Origin of the sequence: Pseudomonas sp. 43mfcvi1.1, assembly GCF_900115935.1 — a bacterium.
Classification (GTDB): Bacteria; Pseudomonadota; Gammaproteobacteria; order Pseudomonadales; family Pseudomonadaceae; genus Aquipseudomonas; species Aquipseudomonas bijieensis.
On sequence record NZ_UETT01000024.1, the window covers coordinates 21,335 to 39,148 of the forward strand.

15 protein-coding genes and 1 rRNA gene are annotated in these 17,814 nt (G+C 61.9%); 3 read left to right on the forward strand and 13 right to left on the reverse strand.

Features of this window, described 5'->3' with window-relative positions; all coding sequences use genetic code 11:
- Positions 1 to 85: 85 nt before the first annotated feature.
- The 3 genes from DTP52_RS30085 to DTP52_RS30100 form a co-directional block, all read right to left on the reverse strand.
- A complete protein-coding gene (locus DTP52_RS30085) occupies positions 86 to 703 on the reverse strand; it encodes a hypothetical protein (RefSeq protein WP_109756569.1) in 618 nt (205 codons plus the stop codon).
- Positions 700 to 1,272, reverse strand: a complete 573-nt coding sequence (locus DTP52_RS30090) for an RNA polymerase sigma factor (protein ID WP_109756570.1) — start codon at positions 1,270 to 1,272, stop codon at positions 700 to 702. Before DTP52_RS30090 ends, DTP52_RS30085 begins: the two co-directional genes overlap by 4 nt.
- A gap of 165 nt (positions 1,273 to 1,437) precedes the next feature.
- A complete protein-coding gene (locus DTP52_RS30100; RefSeq protein WP_109756572.1) occupies positions 1,438 to 3,111 on the reverse strand; it encodes a VWA domain-containing protein in 1,674 nt (557 codons plus the stop codon).
- A 207-nt stretch (positions 3,112 to 3,318) separates the two neighbouring features.
- Here DTP52_RS30100 and DTP52_RS30105 point away from each other — a divergent pair, with 207 nt between their 5' ends.
- Together DTP52_RS30105 and DTP52_RS30110 are read left to right on the forward strand one after the other, a co-directional pair.
- Positions 3,319 to 3,930, forward strand: a complete 612-nt coding sequence (locus tag DTP52_RS30105) for a hypothetical protein (RefSeq protein ID WP_109756573.1) — start codon at positions 3,319 to 3,321, stop codon at positions 3,928 to 3,930.
- Positions 3,931 to 3,940: 10 nt separating this feature from the next.
- The gene (locus tag DTP52_RS30110; RefSeq protein WP_109756574.1) at positions 3,941 to 4,528 is read left to right on the forward strand and encodes a hypothetical protein; all 588 of its coding nucleotides are present in this window, start codon (positions 3,941 to 3,943) and stop codon (positions 4,526 to 4,528) included.
- Between the two features lie 99 nt (positions 4,529 to 4,627).
- On the opposite strand, the gene DTP52_RS30115 is transcribed toward DTP52_RS30110, so the two are convergent.
- The 3 genes from DTP52_RS30115 to DTP52_RS30120 form a co-directional block, all read right to left on the reverse strand.
- Positions 4,628 to 5,941, reverse strand: a complete 1,314-nt coding sequence (locus DTP52_RS30115; RefSeq protein WP_109756575.1) for an MFS transporter — start codon at positions 5,939 to 5,941, stop codon at positions 4,628 to 4,630.
- A 38-nt stretch (positions 5,942 to 5,979) separates the two neighbouring features.
- Positions 5,980 to 6,153 carry a hypothetical protein gene (locus DTP52_RS31260; RefSeq protein WP_162893884.1) on the reverse strand — a complete coding sequence of 58 codons (174 nt, stop codon included), beginning with the start codon at positions 6,151 to 6,153 and terminating at the stop codon, positions 5,980 to 5,982.
- Between the two features lie 158 nt (positions 6,154 to 6,311).
- Entirely contained in the window at positions 6,312 to 6,872 is a 561-nt protein-coding gene (locus tag DTP52_RS30120) for a YbhB/YbcL family Raf kinase inhibitor-like protein (protein ID WP_109756576.1), read from the reverse strand.
- Between the two features lie 139 nt (positions 6,873 to 7,011).
- Here DTP52_RS30120 and DTP52_RS30125 point away from each other — a divergent pair, with 139 nt between their 5' ends.
- Positions 7,012 to 8,544: an FAD-dependent oxidoreductase gene (locus DTP52_RS30125; protein WP_109756577.1), complete on the forward strand. Its 1,533-nt coding sequence runs from the start codon at positions 7,012 to 7,014 to the stop codon at positions 8,542 to 8,544.
- Positions 8,545 to 8,611: 67 nt separating this feature from the next.
- Here DTP52_RS30125 and pgaD read toward each other — a convergent pair whose 3' ends face one another.
- The 7 genes from pgaD to rrf form a co-directional block, all read right to left on the reverse strand.
- Positions 8,612 to 9,118, reverse strand: coding sequence for a poly-beta-1,6-N-acetyl-D-glucosamine biosynthesis protein PgaD (pgaD, locus tag DTP52_RS30130; protein WP_109756578.1), 507 nt, complete (start codon positions 9,116 to 9,118; stop codon positions 8,612 to 8,614).
- Positions 9,115 to 10,470, reverse strand: coding sequence for a poly-beta-1,6-N-acetyl-D-glucosamine synthase (gene pgaC / locus DTP52_RS30135; RefSeq protein ID WP_046065579.1), 1,356 nt, complete (start codon positions 10,468 to 10,470; stop codon positions 9,115 to 9,117). The genes pgaD and pgaC overlap by 4 nt, the downstream gene beginning before the upstream one ends.
- 1 nt (position 10,471) lies before the next feature.
- On the reverse strand, positions 10,472 to 12,469 hold the full coding sequence (gene pgaB / locus DTP52_RS30140) for a poly-beta-1,6-N-acetyl-D-glucosamine N-deacetylase PgaB (RefSeq protein ID WP_109756579.1): 1,998 nt from the start codon (positions 12,467 to 12,469) through the stop codon (positions 10,472 to 10,474).
- Between the two features lie 12 nt (positions 12,470 to 12,481).
- Entirely contained in the window at positions 12,482 to 14,962 is a 2,481-nt protein-coding gene (gene pgaA, locus DTP52_RS30145) for a poly-beta-1,6 N-acetyl-D-glucosamine export porin PgaA (protein WP_109756580.1), read from the reverse strand.
- A gap of 243 nt (positions 14,963 to 15,205) precedes the next feature.
- Entirely contained in the window at positions 15,206 to 16,711 is a 1,506-nt protein-coding gene (locus tag DTP52_RS30150) for a YdgA family protein (RefSeq protein WP_109756581.1), read from the reverse strand.
- A 158-nt stretch (positions 16,712 to 16,869) separates the two neighbouring features.
- Positions 16,870 to 17,505 (reverse strand): hypothetical protein, encoded by a 636-nt coding sequence (locus tag DTP52_RS30155; RefSeq protein WP_025569814.1) that lies wholly within the window; start codon positions 17,503 to 17,505, stop codon positions 16,870 to 16,872.
- 187 nt (positions 17,506 to 17,692) lie between these two features.
- Positions 17,693 to 17,808, reverse strand: a 5S ribosomal RNA gene (rrf, locus tag DTP52_RS30160).
- Positions 17,809 to 17,814 lie beyond the last annotated feature (6 nt).

Sequence of the window (17,814 nt, forward strand, 5' to 3'; positions counted from 1 at the left end):
GCCCCTCGTTAAACCAGGTTACCCCCTTGCAAAAAAAAGCGTCCAGGTCGCCAGGACCTGGACGCTTTTAGCGACGCAGGTTTACTCAACGCTTTTGCAGTGCCTCCAACCGCGCCGGCAGGTCTTCCTTGGGAAAACGCTTGTGCAGCGCCAGCAGCTTCTCATCAGCAGCCTTACTCTCACCCGCCTCGCGCAAGCGCAGGATTTCCAGCAAGCCTTGCTCCAGCGATGGCTGCGCAGCCGGCGCGGATTTGCTCATCTTCGCCGCTGGTTTTTCCACCAATGATTGCATCGGGCTTGCCGGGGCCCGGGCCAGTTCGCCTTGGGGCGCCATGCGGGTGATCGGTGCAGGAGCGGGCATGGCCGGCGGCGGTGCAGCGGCAACGGCGGGCGCTTGCCGATCGGCGGAAAGCTCCATCGAGGCGGGTGAGGACAGCTCGTCATGAGGCACGGGCGAACGCAGCACCAGGCCAATCATCAGCGCCACGCCGGCGACTGTGGCGAATGCCATTTGCCAGCGCGGCCGTTGGCAGGCTTGCAGCCAGCGTTGCCATAGGCTTGGCGTCGGTGTCGGGGCTTCGCGGCGGGCGGTGGCCAGAATGAAGGCGTCCAGGGAGGCCGGAGGCTCGCCGCTGGCGTGTTGACGGAAATGCTCGATCAGCCTTTCGTCGTCGGGATCCGGGATATGTTTGGAATCAATCATGCGGGTACCTCCTCGGCCAGCAGTCGATGCAATTTCTGCTGGGCGTAACGCAAGCGGCTTTTGACCGTTTCCAGCGGGGCGCCGGTCAAGGCGGCGATCTGTGGCAGCTCCAGGTCGCCGTGCAGGCGCAGCAGGAAGACTTCCCGCTGATCTTCGGGCAAGGCCTGCAACGCCGCATCGAGACGGGCCTGGTCGCGACTCAGGCTCAGCTGTTGCTCAGGACTATTGGTGTCGTCGGGCTGGACGTGAAGCTGCTCGTCGTAACTGTCGTGCAACGGGTTGTGGACTCCGTGTTTGCGCCAGTGATCGATCAAGCGGTTGCGGGCAATCTGGAATAGCCAGGTACGAAAACTCGCCCGGCCTTGTGGCTGGGTGGTGCTGCGGATCAGGCTGAGCCAGGTCTCCTGGAAGACTTCCTCGGCCAGTTCGGCCTTGTTGCTCAAGGACACGAGGAAACGGTAAAGCCCTAACCTATGACGGGCGTAGAGGACTTCAAAAGAAGCCTTGTCGCCGTTGCGGTAGCGGGTCAGCAGCGATTCGTCGCTGGGAGGATCAAGCGCAGCGGGCATGTGGGTGGCGAACTCCTTTCGATGTGGAACAATCTTGCAAATTGCAGAGGATTCTGTGGGAGCGAGCCTGCTCGCGATGGCGTCAGGTCAGTCAACAATGATGGTGACTGGCCCACCGCAATCGCGAGCAGGCTTGCTCCCACATTTGATCCGTTGTGCTCGAGATCAGCGCTTGACCGCAGGCTCGAGACTCTGGGCCAGTTCCACCAACTGCACAAACTCGGCACGCAGCCCAAACGGATCATCGCCGCGGGCCGAGCGCGCTAATTGCGCGGTGTCCTTCAAGGTCATCGTCCCAGTGTAGCGTCCATCGCCCTTGAGCTGCTGGGCAAACGCAGCCACAGCGGCCGAGAAGCGCAAGTCATCGCTGGTCTTGGCATCGTTTGGCGCGCTGTCGATAGGATGCTCGATCAACCGGCTACTGCCACCCTCGGCGGGCTTGTAGCGTACGCGCAACATCGCCAGCTCTGCTGACTTGCCGTCCAGCTTGGGCGTGTTGGCATAACGCAACGGCTCCAACCAGCCCTGCTCGCCTTTCGGGACAATTTCATACAACGCCGTCACCGTATGTCCGGCGCCGATCTCACCCGCATCGACCTTGTCGTTGTTGAAGTCCTCACGCTTGAGTGCGCGGTTCTCATACCCCAACAGGCGATACTCACTGACCTGGGCGGGGTTGAACTCCACCTGCAACTTCACATCCCGCGCCACCACCGCCAGGGTTGAGCTGAGCTGGTCCACCAACACCTTGCGCGCTTCGAGCAGGTTATCGATGTAGGCGTAGTTGCCGTCACCGGCGTCGGCCAGTTGCTCCATCAGGTGTTCATTGTAGTTATCCACACCGAAGCCCAGCGTCGTCAGGGAGACGCCGCTTTTACGCTGGTCCACCGCCATTTGCTTGAGGCTGTCGAAATCACTGATACCGACGTTGAAATCACCATCGGTGGCCAGCAGGATGCGATTGATGCCCTTGTCGATAAAGCTCTCCCGAGCCATTTGATAAGCCAGTTCGATACCCGATGCGCCTGCGGTGGAACCACCGGCGTCGAGTTGATCGATGGCGTTGCGGATTGTCACCTTGTCGCGCCCCGAGGTGGGCTTGAGCACCACCCGGGACTCACCGGCATAGACCACCAGGGACACCCGGTCCTGGTCGCGTAATTGATCCACCAGCAATTTCAACGTGCTCTTGACCAACGGCAGGCCTTCGCGACGGTCCATGGAACCGGAAACGTCCACCAGGAAGACCAGGTTGGCCGGCGCCAGATCCGCCACGGCGCGGTCGCTGGCCTTGATGCCGATACGTAGCAAGCGGGTGTGGGGGTTCCACGGCGACGGGGCCACTTCGGTGGTCACGCCAAAGGGCGAACCGTCGGTGGGCAGGGCGTAGTTGTAAGGGAAGTAGTTGACCATTTCCTCCAGTCGCACGGCCCCTTCGGGCGGAAGACTGCCTTGATTGAGCAAACGGCGCACATTGGCGTAACTGCCGGTATCGACATCCACGCTGAAGGTCGAGACCGGCGTTTCGGCCACGCTGTGGATCGGGTTGTCCGGCAGTTTTTCGTACTGTTCACGCGATTCGGCGCGGTAACCGGCGGCGACGGCATCGTTCGCCACGCTGGGAGCGGGCATCGCAGCCGGCTTCATGAGCATGCGCTTGGCCGTCGGCTGGCGCGCTTCGGCGAGCTCGCCTTGCGGTACCACGCTGGGCGCCACAGGCACCGGCTCGGACGGCCTGGCAGCCTCTCGGGAAGACAACCCACAACCGGCCAACGCCACCAGCAAAGTCACGGCGAAGCCCTGGGCAGCAGGACGCATAAAGGGGAGTGGACGGGACATGGACTGAACCTCGTGAATGAATGATCCGTACACGAGCTCAGACGCAAGGCACTTACGGTTCGGGTTAACTGGTCGAAAATATTTTCCGGCGGCTGACAAGCCTCGCCATTTTCCTCTCCAGCCCCTTGATACCTTTGTGGTTTTCCCTCAAGTTACCGCCCCCCAAGTCGAGACATTAAAGTGCTATCAATCCTATAAGGACATTCCGTGTTCAAAACACTCCTCAAGGCCTCCGCCCTCATCGCCACCCTGTCGATGACCGGCTGCGTGTCTTATACCGTCACCGGCCCAGTGGGCGCTCCGCAGCACCCGGCTCCCGTCAGCAGCCCACGTATCGCACAAATCGCCGATGTCGCCGTGACTGCCCCCGATGTCAACGATGCCACGCGCACGGCCATCAGCCGCTCGCTCACGACCCAGCTCAACCAGTACGTGCAAACTGGCGGCTACTTCAAGCAAGTCACCGAATACCCGACGCGCCTGGGCGAGAACGACGTGCTGCTCAAATTCAACATGACTTCCCTCAAAGGCCATCGCGCCCCGCACCCGGGCTACTTCCCCGGCGCGTTGCTGACGCTGACGGTCTGGATCTGGGTTAACGGTCCTATCTACGTCGACAGTTTCGACGTTGCCGGCAACCTGGTGATCGTCGACCGCGACGGCAAGGAACTGGCTGCGGCCAAGGAAGAGGTCAAGCTCGAGCGCAACGTTGGCCTGTATGGCCGCGAATACTGGGCGCCAACCATGGGCGCCCAGCAAATGAACCAGTTGGTCGCACAACTGCTGGACACCGCTACCGCGCGCCTGGCCAAACAATAAGGAGCAACACATGATGGGTTTCATCAAACACAGCCTGGTGCTGGCCGCCGTCCTACTGACCGGTTGCGTGTCCTACTCGCAACACGAATTGCCTGACGTGAAGACCTGGCCACCAGCCGCCGCCACGCCAGCCGCCAAACCCAGCGCTTTCCTGCGCACCACAGCGCAGAACCAGGTCAACAGTGGCCCGGCCGTGGCTGCTTCGGGTGCCCAGGCCAGCGCTTGGGAAACCTCCGTGGCCGAGACGTTCCGCGATTCAGGGCGCTTCGCGCGGGTCAGCACCGACAAGGTCGAGTCGGACATCTACGCCGAAGCCACCTTGAGCAACAACGAACAGTTCAGCATGGCCTCGGCCATCATCACCGGCGCGACCTTCTTCGTGATCCCCTCCACGGCCGAGAACACCTTCACCCTCGAAACGGTGTTCAAGGACAAGGACGGCAAGGAACTGGGGCGCGTGCAGAAGAGTGAGTCGGTGCGGACCTGGATGCATCTGGTGCTGATTTTTGGCATTCCGTTCCAGCAGGACACTCGCGACGTGGTGCAGGCGCTGACACGTAGCACGTTGGAAGAGGCAGTGCAGCGGCGGTTGCTGTAACTACGACGAGGGCAGAGGTCGCTAACATGACGTTCCTGGCGAACCACTAAGGAGTACTTAGTGGTTACGTTTTGAACAAGCGACTCTTGAGCAGGATCTTTACGACTCGCAAGCCAAAGATACCGGCTCAACCTTCCCATGCCGCCCCGGGAAATACGCCCCCGCAGCCACACCCACCGCGCCCATCACAACGCAATACCCTACGCACACCCATGGGCTCCACGGCACCAGGGCGATCAGCATCAACGGCGTCATGCTCGCCCACAACGCATAGGCGATGTTGTAGGTGAGCGAGATGCCGGACACGCGGATCTTCGGCGGGAACAGGCTGACCATCACCGAAGGCACCGCGCCGACCACACCGCAACCCAGGCCGGCCACGGCGTAGGCCAGGCCCAGCCAGGTGCTGCCGCTGATCAGGCTGGCGTAGAGCACGGCGATGCCCATGGGCAACAGCAGGCTGTAGAGCATGACAGTGCGCCAGGCGCCGATGCGGTCGACGATGAGGCCGGCCAGGACGCAGCCGATGTTCAGGAACACGATGCCCAGGCTGCTCAGGGCGAAGGTGTGGCTGGGGGTCATGCCGAAGCTTTTCTGCATCACGGTGGGGGTGATGACCACGAACACCACCACGGCCGAGGTCAGCACACAGGTCAGGATCGCGGCCGGCAGCAAGGCCTGGCGGTGATCGCGCAGGACTGTGCGCAACGGCAGTTCCGCAGCGCCTTCGCGATTGGCTTGCAGGGCCATGAAGATCGGCGTTTCGCTCAGCCAGCGACGCAACCAGACGCCGATCACGCCGAAGACCCCGCCGAGCAGGAACGGCAGGCGCCAGGCGTAATCGAGGATCTCCGCCGGCGTATAGATCCGCGCCAGCGCTGTGGCGGTCAGGGCGCCCAGCAAGTAGCCGAAGGTCAGGCCGGCCTGGAGGAAGCCCAGGGCATAGCCGCGATGATGCAGCGGTGCATGTTCGGCCACGAACACCCAGGCGCTTGGCACCTCGCCGCCCACCGCCGCGCCCTGCAGGATACGCAGCGCCAGCAATAGCAACGGGGCGAAATAACCGATTTGCGCGTAGGTCGGCATCACTCCGATAAGCAGGCACGGCAAGGCCATCATCAGGATGCTCAGGCTGAATACCCGCTTGCGGCCCAGGCGATCGGCGAAATGCGCCATGAGAATGCCGCCCAAGGGCCGGGCCAGGTAGCCGGTGGCGAAAATCCCGAAGCTTTGCAGCAAGCGCAGCCAATCGGGCATTTCCGGCGGGAAGAACAATTGGCTAAGGGTCAGGGCGAAGAAGACGAAGATGATGAAATCGTAGATCTCCAGCGCGCCACCCAGGGCGGCCAGGCCCAGGGTCTTGTAATCGGATCGGCTGAATCGGTCACCGGGTAAAACAGTGGTGGCAGTCATAGGCAGGTTTGAACAATAAGTTTGAGAGAGGCGACGGCTCAGTCGTCGCGATCATTGTCCACTGGTTGCACCGGTGGCTGGCCTGGCTCGGCGTCTTCGGCCTCGTCGGCAGGCAGGAAATCCTTGCGGCTCTGGGCAATGGCCCGGCGTATTTCATCGCCCTTGGTAGGGCAGTTCAGGAGGCGGGCGATGCCGTCGGGTTTCTGCGTCATCGCCATCCTCCGGCATGAGTGAACAGGGGCTCGATAGTGCTCGCTTTTGGCCCATGATGCCAATTTTATGGTGGGGGGCCGCTTCGCAGCCCAGCGGGAACAAGCCCCCTCTGAACCCTATCCCCTGGTTTAAACAGGGGGGTTTGTGTTGTCCTGGGTCAGCGGTGGTAACGGCGCACGACACTGCTGTTGCGCAGTACGTGGCCTTTGATTTTTTCCATCAGTTGGGCACGGGTGAGATCGGCAGGCAGGGCTTCCGGTGGCAGGTCCAGGGCGAAAAGCTGGATCAGGTAGTGGTGAGCGCTGTCGCCGATAGGCGGGCAAGGGCCTATGTAGCCGTGAGTGTTCTTGCTGTTGATGCCGCTCATGCCTTCCAACGAGGATTTGGTACCGGCGCCCGCCGGAATCTGCCGTGTGCTGGCCTTGATGCCGTAGTGGATCCAGTGGTCAACCCCTTGGCCCCTTTGGCCGTCCGGGTCCAACATGACGATGGCGTAGCTGAGGGTGCCGGGAGGACCGGCGTTCCAGCTCAGGGCCGGGGAAATGTTCTTGCCACCACAGGTGTTGGCATCACTGGCTGCAGCTGCCGTGAAGAGGCGGTCGTCCGACACGCCGGGGATGCTGAGGGTAAAACGCTCCTCAGCCTGGGCAGCCCCTTGTGCGCACAGCACCAGGGCGACGGCCGCCAGCCAGGGGGTGAGAGAGTTAAATCGGGTCATACCGGGGCACCTTGTGCGTGTCAGGCCATGGACGGCTTGCGAACTATAGCCGCAGCTTCGCCAAGGTTGCAGTGACAATTATGCTGAAACTCGTCCCGGCCTTGCGACTCCAAAGGGAAACGCCTGCCGGAGAACGACCATGTCTCTGCATCAAGTCGCCCATTTCGCCGATGTTCGCGAAGACCGCGGCCTCGAAGTCAAAATCAATGACACGTCCATCCTGCTGCTGCGCTCAGGCGATCAGGTGCGCGCCTTCCAGGGCAAATGCCCGCATGCCGGCGCACCACTGGCCAAGGGTGCAGTGTGCCACGGAAGGCTGATTTGCCCGTGGCACAAAGCGGCGTTCCGAACTGAAGATGGCGCCCTGTGTGAACCGCCGGCCCTCGATAGCCTGGCGCGCTATCACGTCGAGATCCGGGACGGTGACGTCTGGGTCGACGATCAACCGCTGCCGACCGACAAGGTTCCGCCAGCCGATGACTCCTGCACGTTCGTCATCATTGGCGCCGGTGCGGCCGGCACCGCTTGCGCGGCGGCGTTGCGCGAGAAGGGTTTTGGCGGACGAATCCAGTTGATCGACCGTGAAGCCGAGGCCGGCTATGACCGTACGGTGTTGAGCAAGTATGTGTTGGCGGGCGACATGACAGTCGATGAGACTTCGTCGCTGCGCGATGAAACATATTTCACCCAGCAACGCATCGAAAGGCTTCATGGCGAGGTCACCCATCTGGACCCCGATGCCCGGCAAATCCAGCTCGCCGATGGCCGGCACCTGGGCTACGACGCCGCACTCATTGCCACAGGCGGGGTGCCGAAGACGCCGGCGCTGTCCGGCATCGATTTGCCGCAAGTCTTCGTGCTGCGTTCGATCGCCCACGCCCGGCAGATTCTCGACACTGTCCGGCCAGGACAACGGGCGGTGATCATTGGCGACAGTTTCATCGCCATGGAAGTGGCCTCATCCCTGCGCAAGCGCGAGCTGAACGTCACCGTCGTTGCCCGGCATCCGGTGCCGTTCGCCGCGCAATTGGGCGAGAGCGTCGGCCAAGCCATCCTGGCCCGGCATCGGGCCAACGGCGTGGTGTACAGGTGCGACAGCGAAGCGGCGCGGATCGAGGGGGCGGGCAAGGTCGAAGCCGTGGTGCTGGACAACGGCCAGCGCCTTGCCGCGGACCTGGTGATCATCGGCGTCGGCGTACGCCCGGCCACCGAGCCGTTTGCCCAATTGCCAAGGGAACAGGACCAGTCACTGTCCGTTGACGCGGGCATGCGCGTGGCTGATGGCTTATGGGCCGCTGGTGATATCGCGACCTTCCCCCTGAACGGCCAGCCCCAGCGCATCGAGCACTGGCGCCTGGCCCAGCAACAGGCCCGCATCGCCGCCGCGAACATGCTCGGCGGTGACGAACGCTATCTGGACGTGCCATTTTTCTGGACCTATCACTTCGGCAAACGCTACGACTATCTCGGCCACGCCGAACATTGGGACGAGATGGAATTCAAGGGCACGCCCGAGCATCCGCCGTTTATTGCCCTGCTGGGCAAGGACGGCCTCGTTGCCGCCGCAGTGGCCTGCGATGAAGGCCGGGCCATGGCGGCGTTGGCACAGCGAATGAAACAACCGTTGCCAGTGGATGAGGCATGGCGGCTGATCAGGGATTTTTCCACGTAGATCTGGACGTCACCCCAAATCTCCTGTGGGAGCGAGCCTGCTCGCGATGGCGTGCGCTCAGCTTGCATCAATGCACGGACTGATCGGCCGGCAGGTGAATCACACGGGGCCGTTCCAGTGGCGCCAGGGGCGGTGGTTGCAAGTCGGGGCTGAGCAGGTGGAAATGCGCCACGACGTGGCTGATGTCGCCGTCCTGGTTGTTGTGAATAATCTTCGAGCCTGGCTGGCGCAAGGTATCCAGGCGCTCGCCGCTCAACTTGAAACTGGCGCTCAAGCCCTGGTCATCCACCACCGGAGCCGGCAGCCGACGCTGGGCAAAGCTGCGGCTTTTGCGCTGCTGATAACGCGCCCAGGTAATCAACAGCACCGCGTTGACCAACGCGATCCAACCATAGATCTGCAAGGTTCCCAGGGTGTCGAACAACGCCCCGCCCAGACGCGGGCCAGCCTGGCTGTCGAACAATGGCCATAGTCCAGTGACCAGCAAGTACAACAACCCCACCCACGCCAGCACGGTAAAAAACGCATCGATGACCACCAGAAAAGGCCGTTGCCGGGTCCTGATAATTTTCATCGGATCACTTCCTCTTCCTGATCATCGAACGGTTTGATACCGCGATCCGGACTGATCCAGCGCGCACGCTTCTGATGCTGCCCGAACAGCACTTTTGGAAAGCTCACCAGGGTGGTGAAAAGGCTGATCAGCCAGAACACCAACGGGTACCAGACCACCCAGAACATGATGTGCCACAGGCCTTTTTCGTAGCGCCGATCGATGAGGATGCTCACCGCGAACTGCAGCAGGCACACCACCGCCAGCAACAGCCCGGTGAAGGCCGGCGGCATCAGGTGATCCACGGCGATGGCCGCTGGCATCTCGACGAATTTGCCGGCGCCCCAGAAGATCACCGACAGCAGGAACGTGAACGCCCAACCGGTGGACAGGCAGTATTCGAACAGCAGCGGCCACAGGTAGCGGTGACGGTATTGCCAGATGCCACGGATGTTCTTGAACAACACCTCGGCGCCCCCCTGGGCCCAGCGCAGGCGTTGGCGCCACAGGCCACGCAGGGTTTCGGGCATGAGGATCCAGCACAGCGCGCGGGGTTCGTAGAAGATGCTCCAGTGATCCAGTTGCAGCTTCCAGCTGATATCGATGTCTTCGGTGATCATGTCCGGGCTCCAGTAGCCAACCCGATGCAGGGCCGTGCGACGGAACGCGACGATCACGCCGGATACGGTGAAGATCCGCCCGAAAACCCGCTGGGTGCGCTTGATCAGGCCAATGATCGAGGAGAACTCGCCCACCTGGACCCGGCCCACCAGGGTCGAACGGGTGCGGATGCGCGGGTTGCCGGTCACTGCGCCGAGGCGGGCGTTGTCCAGCATCGGCGCCACCAGATAAGCACAGGTATTCGGCGCCAGCAGCGCGTCACCATCGATGCACACCAGGTATTCACTGCGCGCCGCGATGGCACCCATGCGCAGGGCCACGGCCTTGCCCTGGTTTTCCGCCAGGTGCAGCACGCGCAGGCGCGGGTCTTCAGCCGCCAATTGGTCGAGCATCTGGGCGGTGTTGTCTTTGGAGCCATCGTTGATGGCGATGACTTCGATGTTCGGATAATGCTGACCCAGCGCCGCGTGAATGGTATCGGCGACGTTATCGCCTTCGTTGAAGCACGGGATCAGGATGCTGATCAACGGCTCGCCCGCCAGGGGCGGTGGCAGAGTGTCGTCCTTCCACGGCCAGTGGCGCTCCCAGTGCAGCCAGAAATACAGGCCGCCGGCGATCCACAGCCCAGACATGAACAGCGGGTAAAAGAACACGAAGTCCATCAGGAATTGCCCGGTGACCAGGAAAATCAGGCCCAGGGGCACCCCAAGGACGATCGCCAGCACCAGCAGGGCGAGCAGTCTGTCGAGCATGTCAAGGATTCCACTTGTTGGAGAGCGCCGGCCGTACGGCTTTCACGGCAGGCTGGTCTTCGATGAAGTTGTCCGGGTAGTAGCCGAAACTGGTCACGCCTTGGCGCTTGAGGCGCCCCATCCAGTCGGCCAGTTGTTCGCCGTCGATGTCGCTGACCGGTTTGCTGTGCCAGTCGCGCGCCTGCAGTTCGAACACCGTGCGCTTGAGCGCGCCGGGGCGAGCCTTGACGGTATCCACCAGGCGCTCGAGCCAAGGGCCGGATTGAGCGCGGGTCTGCTTTTCCATCAGCGGCATGGCCATCGGAGCCGTCCAGTCATAGGCGCCGAGGAAGTCGTCGAGGTTCTGGGCGAACCAGGCTTCGCTTTCCGGGTTGAGCATCGGTTCGGCAAAGATGTTGCGCGCCGTCAGGATCTGCGGGCCACGAATTGCCCGCACCTTGGCGGAGAGCTCGTGGGTGAAGTCGATCAGGTAGCGGCTCTTGAAGCGGGTCCAGCGTTGCATCGCCACAGGATCGTCGCGCAGAGCGGCAATGGACGTCGACAGACCGTTGGCGGCATAGACTTTCAGGGCCGCGGGGCTGGCATCCTCGAAGTCGGAAAACACCGCGTCATCATGGTACAAGACGCCATCCAACGAGCTCATCCGCGCCAGGTCCTCATAGATCTCGCCGATGACCTTGCGCACCTTCGGGTCGAATGGCGACAGGCGCACGTACTGGTCCGGGGCGACGCCGGTCTTGCCGGTTTGCGGATCCCAGCGCTGGACCCGGGGCAGCTTCGCGTCCAGGGCGAAACTGAGCACCGGCATCCAGGCATAGACCTTGGCATTGGCCCGGGTACGCAACTGCCACGCAACCCGGTCGAACAGGTCAGCGCGTACCGGCAAGTGACGGTTGGGGAAGTACAACGAGTGTACGAGACCATCGCCTTTCGGGTCGGCGAAGGCTTGCAGGAACACTGTATTGGCGCCCAGGTCGGAAATGCGCTGGACCAACTTGCCGACATTGGCTTCCTGCTGCACCGGGTCCGGGTCGTAGACGTAATCCAGGTCGACATGCACCACGCGCATCGGGTCAATCGTCTGCACCGACACGATGCTTTCGGCGAAATGGGCACCATCCGGATCGGACGCCACCAAAAAGCGTGGGCCGCTCATCAGGTTATCCAGGCTGTCGAGCCCATCCTCCAGGGTCAGGGCCATCTGATAGCCCTCGCTGCCAATCACCTGCAACGCCGTGCCGTCGGCTTCCCCGTAAGGCCAGACCCAGACGCGCGGACTGTAGCCGGTGACCTTGCGAATCTTCTCGGAAATGGCCGTCACGTCCTTGCGCAGACGCGCCTGGAAATCGGCCTCGGTCTCATAGCGACCGGTAACCGGATCGTAGCGCCGGGTGGTCGCGGCGGGTTGCTGGTTGCCTTGCGGATTGGCGAGGATGCCTTTGTGGTTGGCGTCGGTGTGGGCGGCGATTTCCACCAGGCCCGATTTCGACACCTCGCGAATCTGCTCCCAGGTCAGGAACTCGGAACGCTTGCGCGGCACCCCGGCGAAATCCACCGTCTGGTTCAGCGGCGTATCCACCCAACTGCCGACCGGGGCGAGGATCGCCGGCCAGTTATAGGCGCGCAGGATAGGCATGACACGGGTGTAGAAGCTTGAGTAGCCGTCATCGAAACTCAGCAGCACCGCACGGGGCGGCAGTTCCGGGCCGCCATTGCGGGCCGTGATGATCTGGTCCACCGTGACCGGCTGGTAGTTGTTCTCCCGCAGCCACGCCAGTTGTTCGATCAAGCGTTCGGTACGCACGGCCACCAGCGCCTGGTCGGGGTCTCGGTCGTTGACATCGTGATAGGCGATGCCGAGCACATGGTTCTTCGGCCACGGGGCATCATTGGCCGCCACCGGGCGCTGCGCGGGAGGCGTGAACGCCGGGGCTTGCTGGGCACAAGCACTGATCAGCAAGACCCCCAGCAGAAGGATGAATCGCGAAATGACAGGCATCTTCAAACTCTTCTAGAAGCGATAGGTGAGGTCGACAAGCAGGCGCACATCGCTTTCGCGATCGCCGTCGTAGGGGCGGTTGAGCCAGCTCAGCGCGGCACCTGCCTCTAGCACGTCGTTCCAGATGAAACGCTGGCCGTAGCTGAGCAATCCCATGGCCGCGGTGTTGTAGTCGCGCTGGCTGTAGGTACCGGCACCGACCTGGAACTGCTGGCTCCAAGTGGTCTCGTAGCGGCGATACAACACGTGGTTGGCGCTCACGGTCGGCATGACGCTGAAATCCGCTTTCGGATTGAAATAAGGCACTTCGTTGGAACCACTGTTGCGGCTGGCGCCCACTTCCAGACCCAACTCCACTTGCAGGCGCGGAGCGCTGTAGATGCCCTCGCGGCCGGTCAGCAGGGTTTCGAGGCGGTTATTGCCATCGCTGAAATGGGACGGGCTGACAGCCAGTCGCCACTCGCGGCTTTCATTGGCGCGCCAACGGACGAAACCACTGCCGCCATTGGCGCGGACGCCGCTGTTGAGCGCCCGCAGCGGGGTATTGGCCGAGAGATAGTCCAGGCTGCCGCCGTACTGCCAGTGGTCGTCGATATCCCGCGCCACGGCCACGCGCGCGCCCTGCTTGTCGCCGGAACCATAGGAATGGTTGGAGACTTCCGCCTCCAGCGTCATGTCGCGGGTGCGACGCTCCAAACCCAGACGCTGCCAACGATGGTGGCCGGTGCCTTCCTCGAAATCACCGGTGGCATAGCCAGCACCGCCGAACAGCCGCCAATCCTCATCGATGGGCGGGCTGTAGAGCAGGGTTTCGATACCAAAATCCCGGCTGCCCGTGACTGCACCGGCGTCACCGTTGCCACCGCCATAGCTCTTGCCGGTGTAGGCTTCGATGCGCAGCTCGGCCATGTCGTGTACCTCGCGCTGGCGTTGCAGGCGTTTGACATGGGCGTTTTCCGGGTAGCGGGCGACCACGTCGTCGGTCAGTGCATCCATCTGCCGCCATTCCTGCAGATCCATGGCGGCGCGGGCCTGGGCGATTTCCAGGTCACGGTTGCGCGGAATCGTCGCCTCGACTTCCTTGAGCAGGTTTTCCGAACGGCGTGGCCAGTCACGGGCCTGGTACAGATCGGCCTGGGCCAGACGCATGCCGGTGTTGCCGGGGCCTTGGTTGACCAGGGTTTCCAGGCGCGTCTCGGCAGAAGGCAGGTCGGCGCCGTAAGTGCCGGCCTGGGCGGCGAGTTGCTGGGCGTCCATCCATTCATCGTTGGGATTGCCGATCGGCAGGCCCTTGAGTTCGATGCGCGGGCGCTGGGCCTTCGCCATGTCTTCGGCGAGTGCACGGGCCTCTTCGGATTTTTCACTTTCCAGCAACGCGTAGTAGAGCGCGGTGCTGTCTTCAAAACGCTCCGCAGGATCGGCATCCGGCGCGCTCAGGACCCGGCGGTACAGATCGACGGCGATCTCCGGTTCACGCTGCTCCAGATAGGAAGAGGCCACCCAGCGCAGGGCATAGGTAGGAATGCTTACGCCCTCGGCGACCAACTTCTGGTACTCGGCAATCACTTCAGCCCGGCGGGCGCGGGCATTGAGGGCGCCCATGCGGTCGATGCGCCAACGGAGTACGTCGTCATGGGCCTCTGCCACCGGGGTCCAGGTGGCGAGCAACTTGTCGTAGTCGGCCAGGGCGCGGTCGGCAATGACGAAGCGCTCCTGTTCGCTGCGGCTGGCCATGTCCGCCAGGCGCACCCGCTCGGCCGCCACGTCACCCTCCAGGCGCCGCTGCACGCCACGCTCGATCAACCCCGGCTGCAAGCGCGCCAGGCGCAGCGCCGGCTCAGGCAGCCGCGCGCGTTGCAGGGCATAAATATATTCGCGCGCAACCTCCGGGCTGCTGCCGGAGCGGCTGAAGGCCTGGTCGTATTCGAACAGCGCTTCGTGGGGGTCGTTGGCGCGGGTCAGGGCATAACCCAGTGCCAGTCGACGCATTGGATCTGCCGGTTTGGCGGCGACCATGGCCTTGGCGCGAGTGACGGCTTCGTCGGGCTGGCCTGCGTCGGCCTGGGTCAAGGCCAGGCCGAGTTGCAGGTCGGGGTTCTGGGGATCGATCACCAAAGCCTGGCGGTACAGCTCGGCCGCCGAATCCCAACGCTTGAGGTTACGGTAGGCGCGAGCCGTAGCGGTCAACGCCTGGACGGGCAGCGCTCGATTGCGGCCCTGGGCCTCATAGACCGCCACCACCTCAGCGTCGAGGCCGGCCCAACTGGCAATCTGCAGGTGATCACTGATCTGCGCGGTGCTGGCCTGGGCAGCCGGCACCTGGCGCAACGCGGTCAGCGCGGGCGTGTAATGGCCGGCACGGGCGTCGAGCACCATCTGGTCATAGGCCGTATCGGCAAACGCCAGCATCGGCCAGCACAATTGACTGCACAGTGCGACGCGAAACAACGGGCGCAAACCACGTTGCACAAAAGGACCCACAGTACGCGGCATTCGTCAGCATCCTTACATGGCCAGCCGGGTCGCAGTGCCCCCTTGCCCATCAAACAGGAAGCCGGATCAAAGGAATCCAGCCAAGCTCTAATGGGCCTAGTCTTGCACTCTCGGGCAGGTGATTTTTCAGAACGCCACAATTCTTCAGAATCGATGCAGATTTCGGCGCGGGGGATCGTTGAACATAAAAAAACCCGGCCCGTGCGCAATGCACGGGCCGGGTTTGGGTGTTGCTCGAGGGAGTTACTGAACGGCGACGCCGCCGCCCAGCTTGCTCATGACGAAGGCGGTGAATTGTTCAACGGTCATCTTCTGGCCGTTGAAATCGACCTGATTGTTGGCGTAGTGCAGCTTGGTAACCACATCGTTGCCTTCAAGTTTCGCCAGCTCTGTACCAACGGCCATGGCGCTGAACATATCGCTGGTGGCAGTGGCCTGATCAGCGATCAGCTTGGCATCGGTCTGGCCTTCCATCTGCGCTTGTACCGTCATCAGGTCCACCAGCATCGGCTTGGAGACCTTGAGGTTGAAATCCAGCAGGGCGAGCAATTGACGTCCCAGTTCATCCGGTGGCAGGTCCATGGACTGTGGCTTGGCCAGATCAACGATCAGGTTGGCGCGGCTTTCACCGTTGGCGGTGCTGAACGACAGGTTTTCCAACGCCACTTGCGGGGCACCGGCCAGGAGCTTCTCCAGATCAGCCTTGACCTGCGCCTCTTCAGCTTCGGTCAGGCTCAGCTCTGGCGCCGGCTCACCGGCAGCAGCGGCCTCGGCAGCGGCTTTTTCGTAGGGTTGCAGCTTGGTCTGGTAAATCTGCATCAGCGACATGGTAGCCGGGATGTCCAGGTTCTTCAGGCTGACCGCCATTTGCGCCGAACCGATGGTCTTGTCGTTGAACGACAGCTCACCGAGCTTGTAATCGGCACGCCCCGAAGCGCTGGTGCCGCTCTCGGTGCTGCTGTTCTTCATCTCGAAGTTCTTCAGGCCCAGCACCGACTTCGGCTCACCGAAGGTGGCCTTGGTGCTGCTCAACAACAGGGTGTTGTCACCCATGTAGTAACCGTAGGAGCTTTTGCTCAGGTTGCTGGCCAATGTCAGGCCGTTCAGCTCGACCTGCACCGGAGTCTGGTCTTCGGCAACGGTAGTCAACTTGAAGCTGTCCATGTAGCCGTCGGCCTTGACCTTCTGTGCCTGGGCGCTGGCGGCCAGATCGATTTTCAGGCCTGAGAAGGTGAGCTGGGATTGCTCGTCCAGCTTGGTGTCCAACGGCAGCAGCTCGTAGGTGCCATTGATGGATTGGTCGTAACCCAGGTTGACCACACCTTGGAGCGGCGATTGATCCTTGGTGGCGGCGAACCACTTGTCAGTCAATGGATTGCGCTCGAGGGCGGTATGACTGGTGGCCATGACCGGCAGCCACTTGAGCGTTATCAAGCGCGAGAACGGCAGTGGGCCGTGTTCGATCCGGTCAACGAAGAGCAGCTCGATCGGCTCACCACCGAATATCTCGCCTTCACCCTTGAGGCGGTAGTGGGCAGTGCTGCTGAACGTTCCACGGTCCATGGAAACCAGCTCCAGGGTGGCGGTGCTGTTGGACCCGGCCAAGGCTGTCTGCATTTGTTTGTTGCTATCGGCAATAGCGTTCGTCAACACGCCTTCGAGTTTGGTTCCGGTGTACCAAGCGCCGCCCGCGCTGATAGCACCAACAGCCACAACGATTCCCAGAAGTACGCTTGCTGATTTATTCATGAGTGACCCGATCGATATCCATGGTTGAAGAAAGCCGTCGTCTTCCCTGACCCGCAAAGGGTGTGGCTCGACGCCGTAAAGAGGAAGGGGAGATTACCATCAGGCACACCTGCGGGCCCAATGTTTAAAGGGGTAAAAACGTTTTCTTGAGAGGTGGTCTACGAATATTGGACTTCGATCTCATCGAGCTGATGGTCGAAAGTCTTGAGCCGGGCCGTCCAGGTGTACACCAGCACTTCGAAATCGCGATTGATCACCGCGGCCCCCGATGAGTCTGCGCGTGTATCGCAGAAATCCAGTTGGTAGCGTTCACGGGCCATGGCGTTAGCCACGTCACACAGCTCTCGGGCGTTGTTGAGCCAATGCCAACCATCCTGGGTGACTTGTTTGTCGAGGGCAGCGCATTGGGTTTTCAGGGCTTCCAGGCTTTTTTCCAGCGGGGTACCGGTGAGCTCTCCCATGACTTCCTGGAATGTGCGGCCAGGCTGCCAATAGCTACCCCAGAAATAACGGTCGAACACCGTTTCGACACGTCGCAGCGCGACCTTGGTGTCCCAAATCAGCACCAGGGTTTTGCCTTGCTCAAGGTGTTTCTTCTTGATGCGTTGCCCCTGAAGCGATGCCCAGGCCACGATTGCAATGGATATCACGCCGATCAAGGCCGCCGCGCTATCGAGGAACAGCAGCGCTTTGTCGATTTGGTGGGTGAGCATGACGCCATAGAAGTAAGTGGCCGAAAGCAGCAGCAAAGCCGCAAGGGCACACCAAAAGCCGGGAGCATAAGGGTTTTTCATTATTGGAATCCCCATGACCAGTGACGTCGCGGGCCCCTTTGGTCGCCAGTGCCCGACTATCACAGCATAGCAACGGCGCTGGGGGTTTGCCGGGGCGTCGCCATTAATCGGAGGCTCGATCCGATTACCGGCCCTAAACGACAAAACCCCTGTCTGCTGAGGCAGACAGGGGTTTGGGGGAATTCAATCTTGACGATGACCTACTCTCACATGGGGAAACCCCACACTACCATCGGCGATGCATCGTTTCACTGCTGAGTTCGGGATGGGATCAGGTGGTTCCAATGCTCTATGGTCGTCAAGAAATTC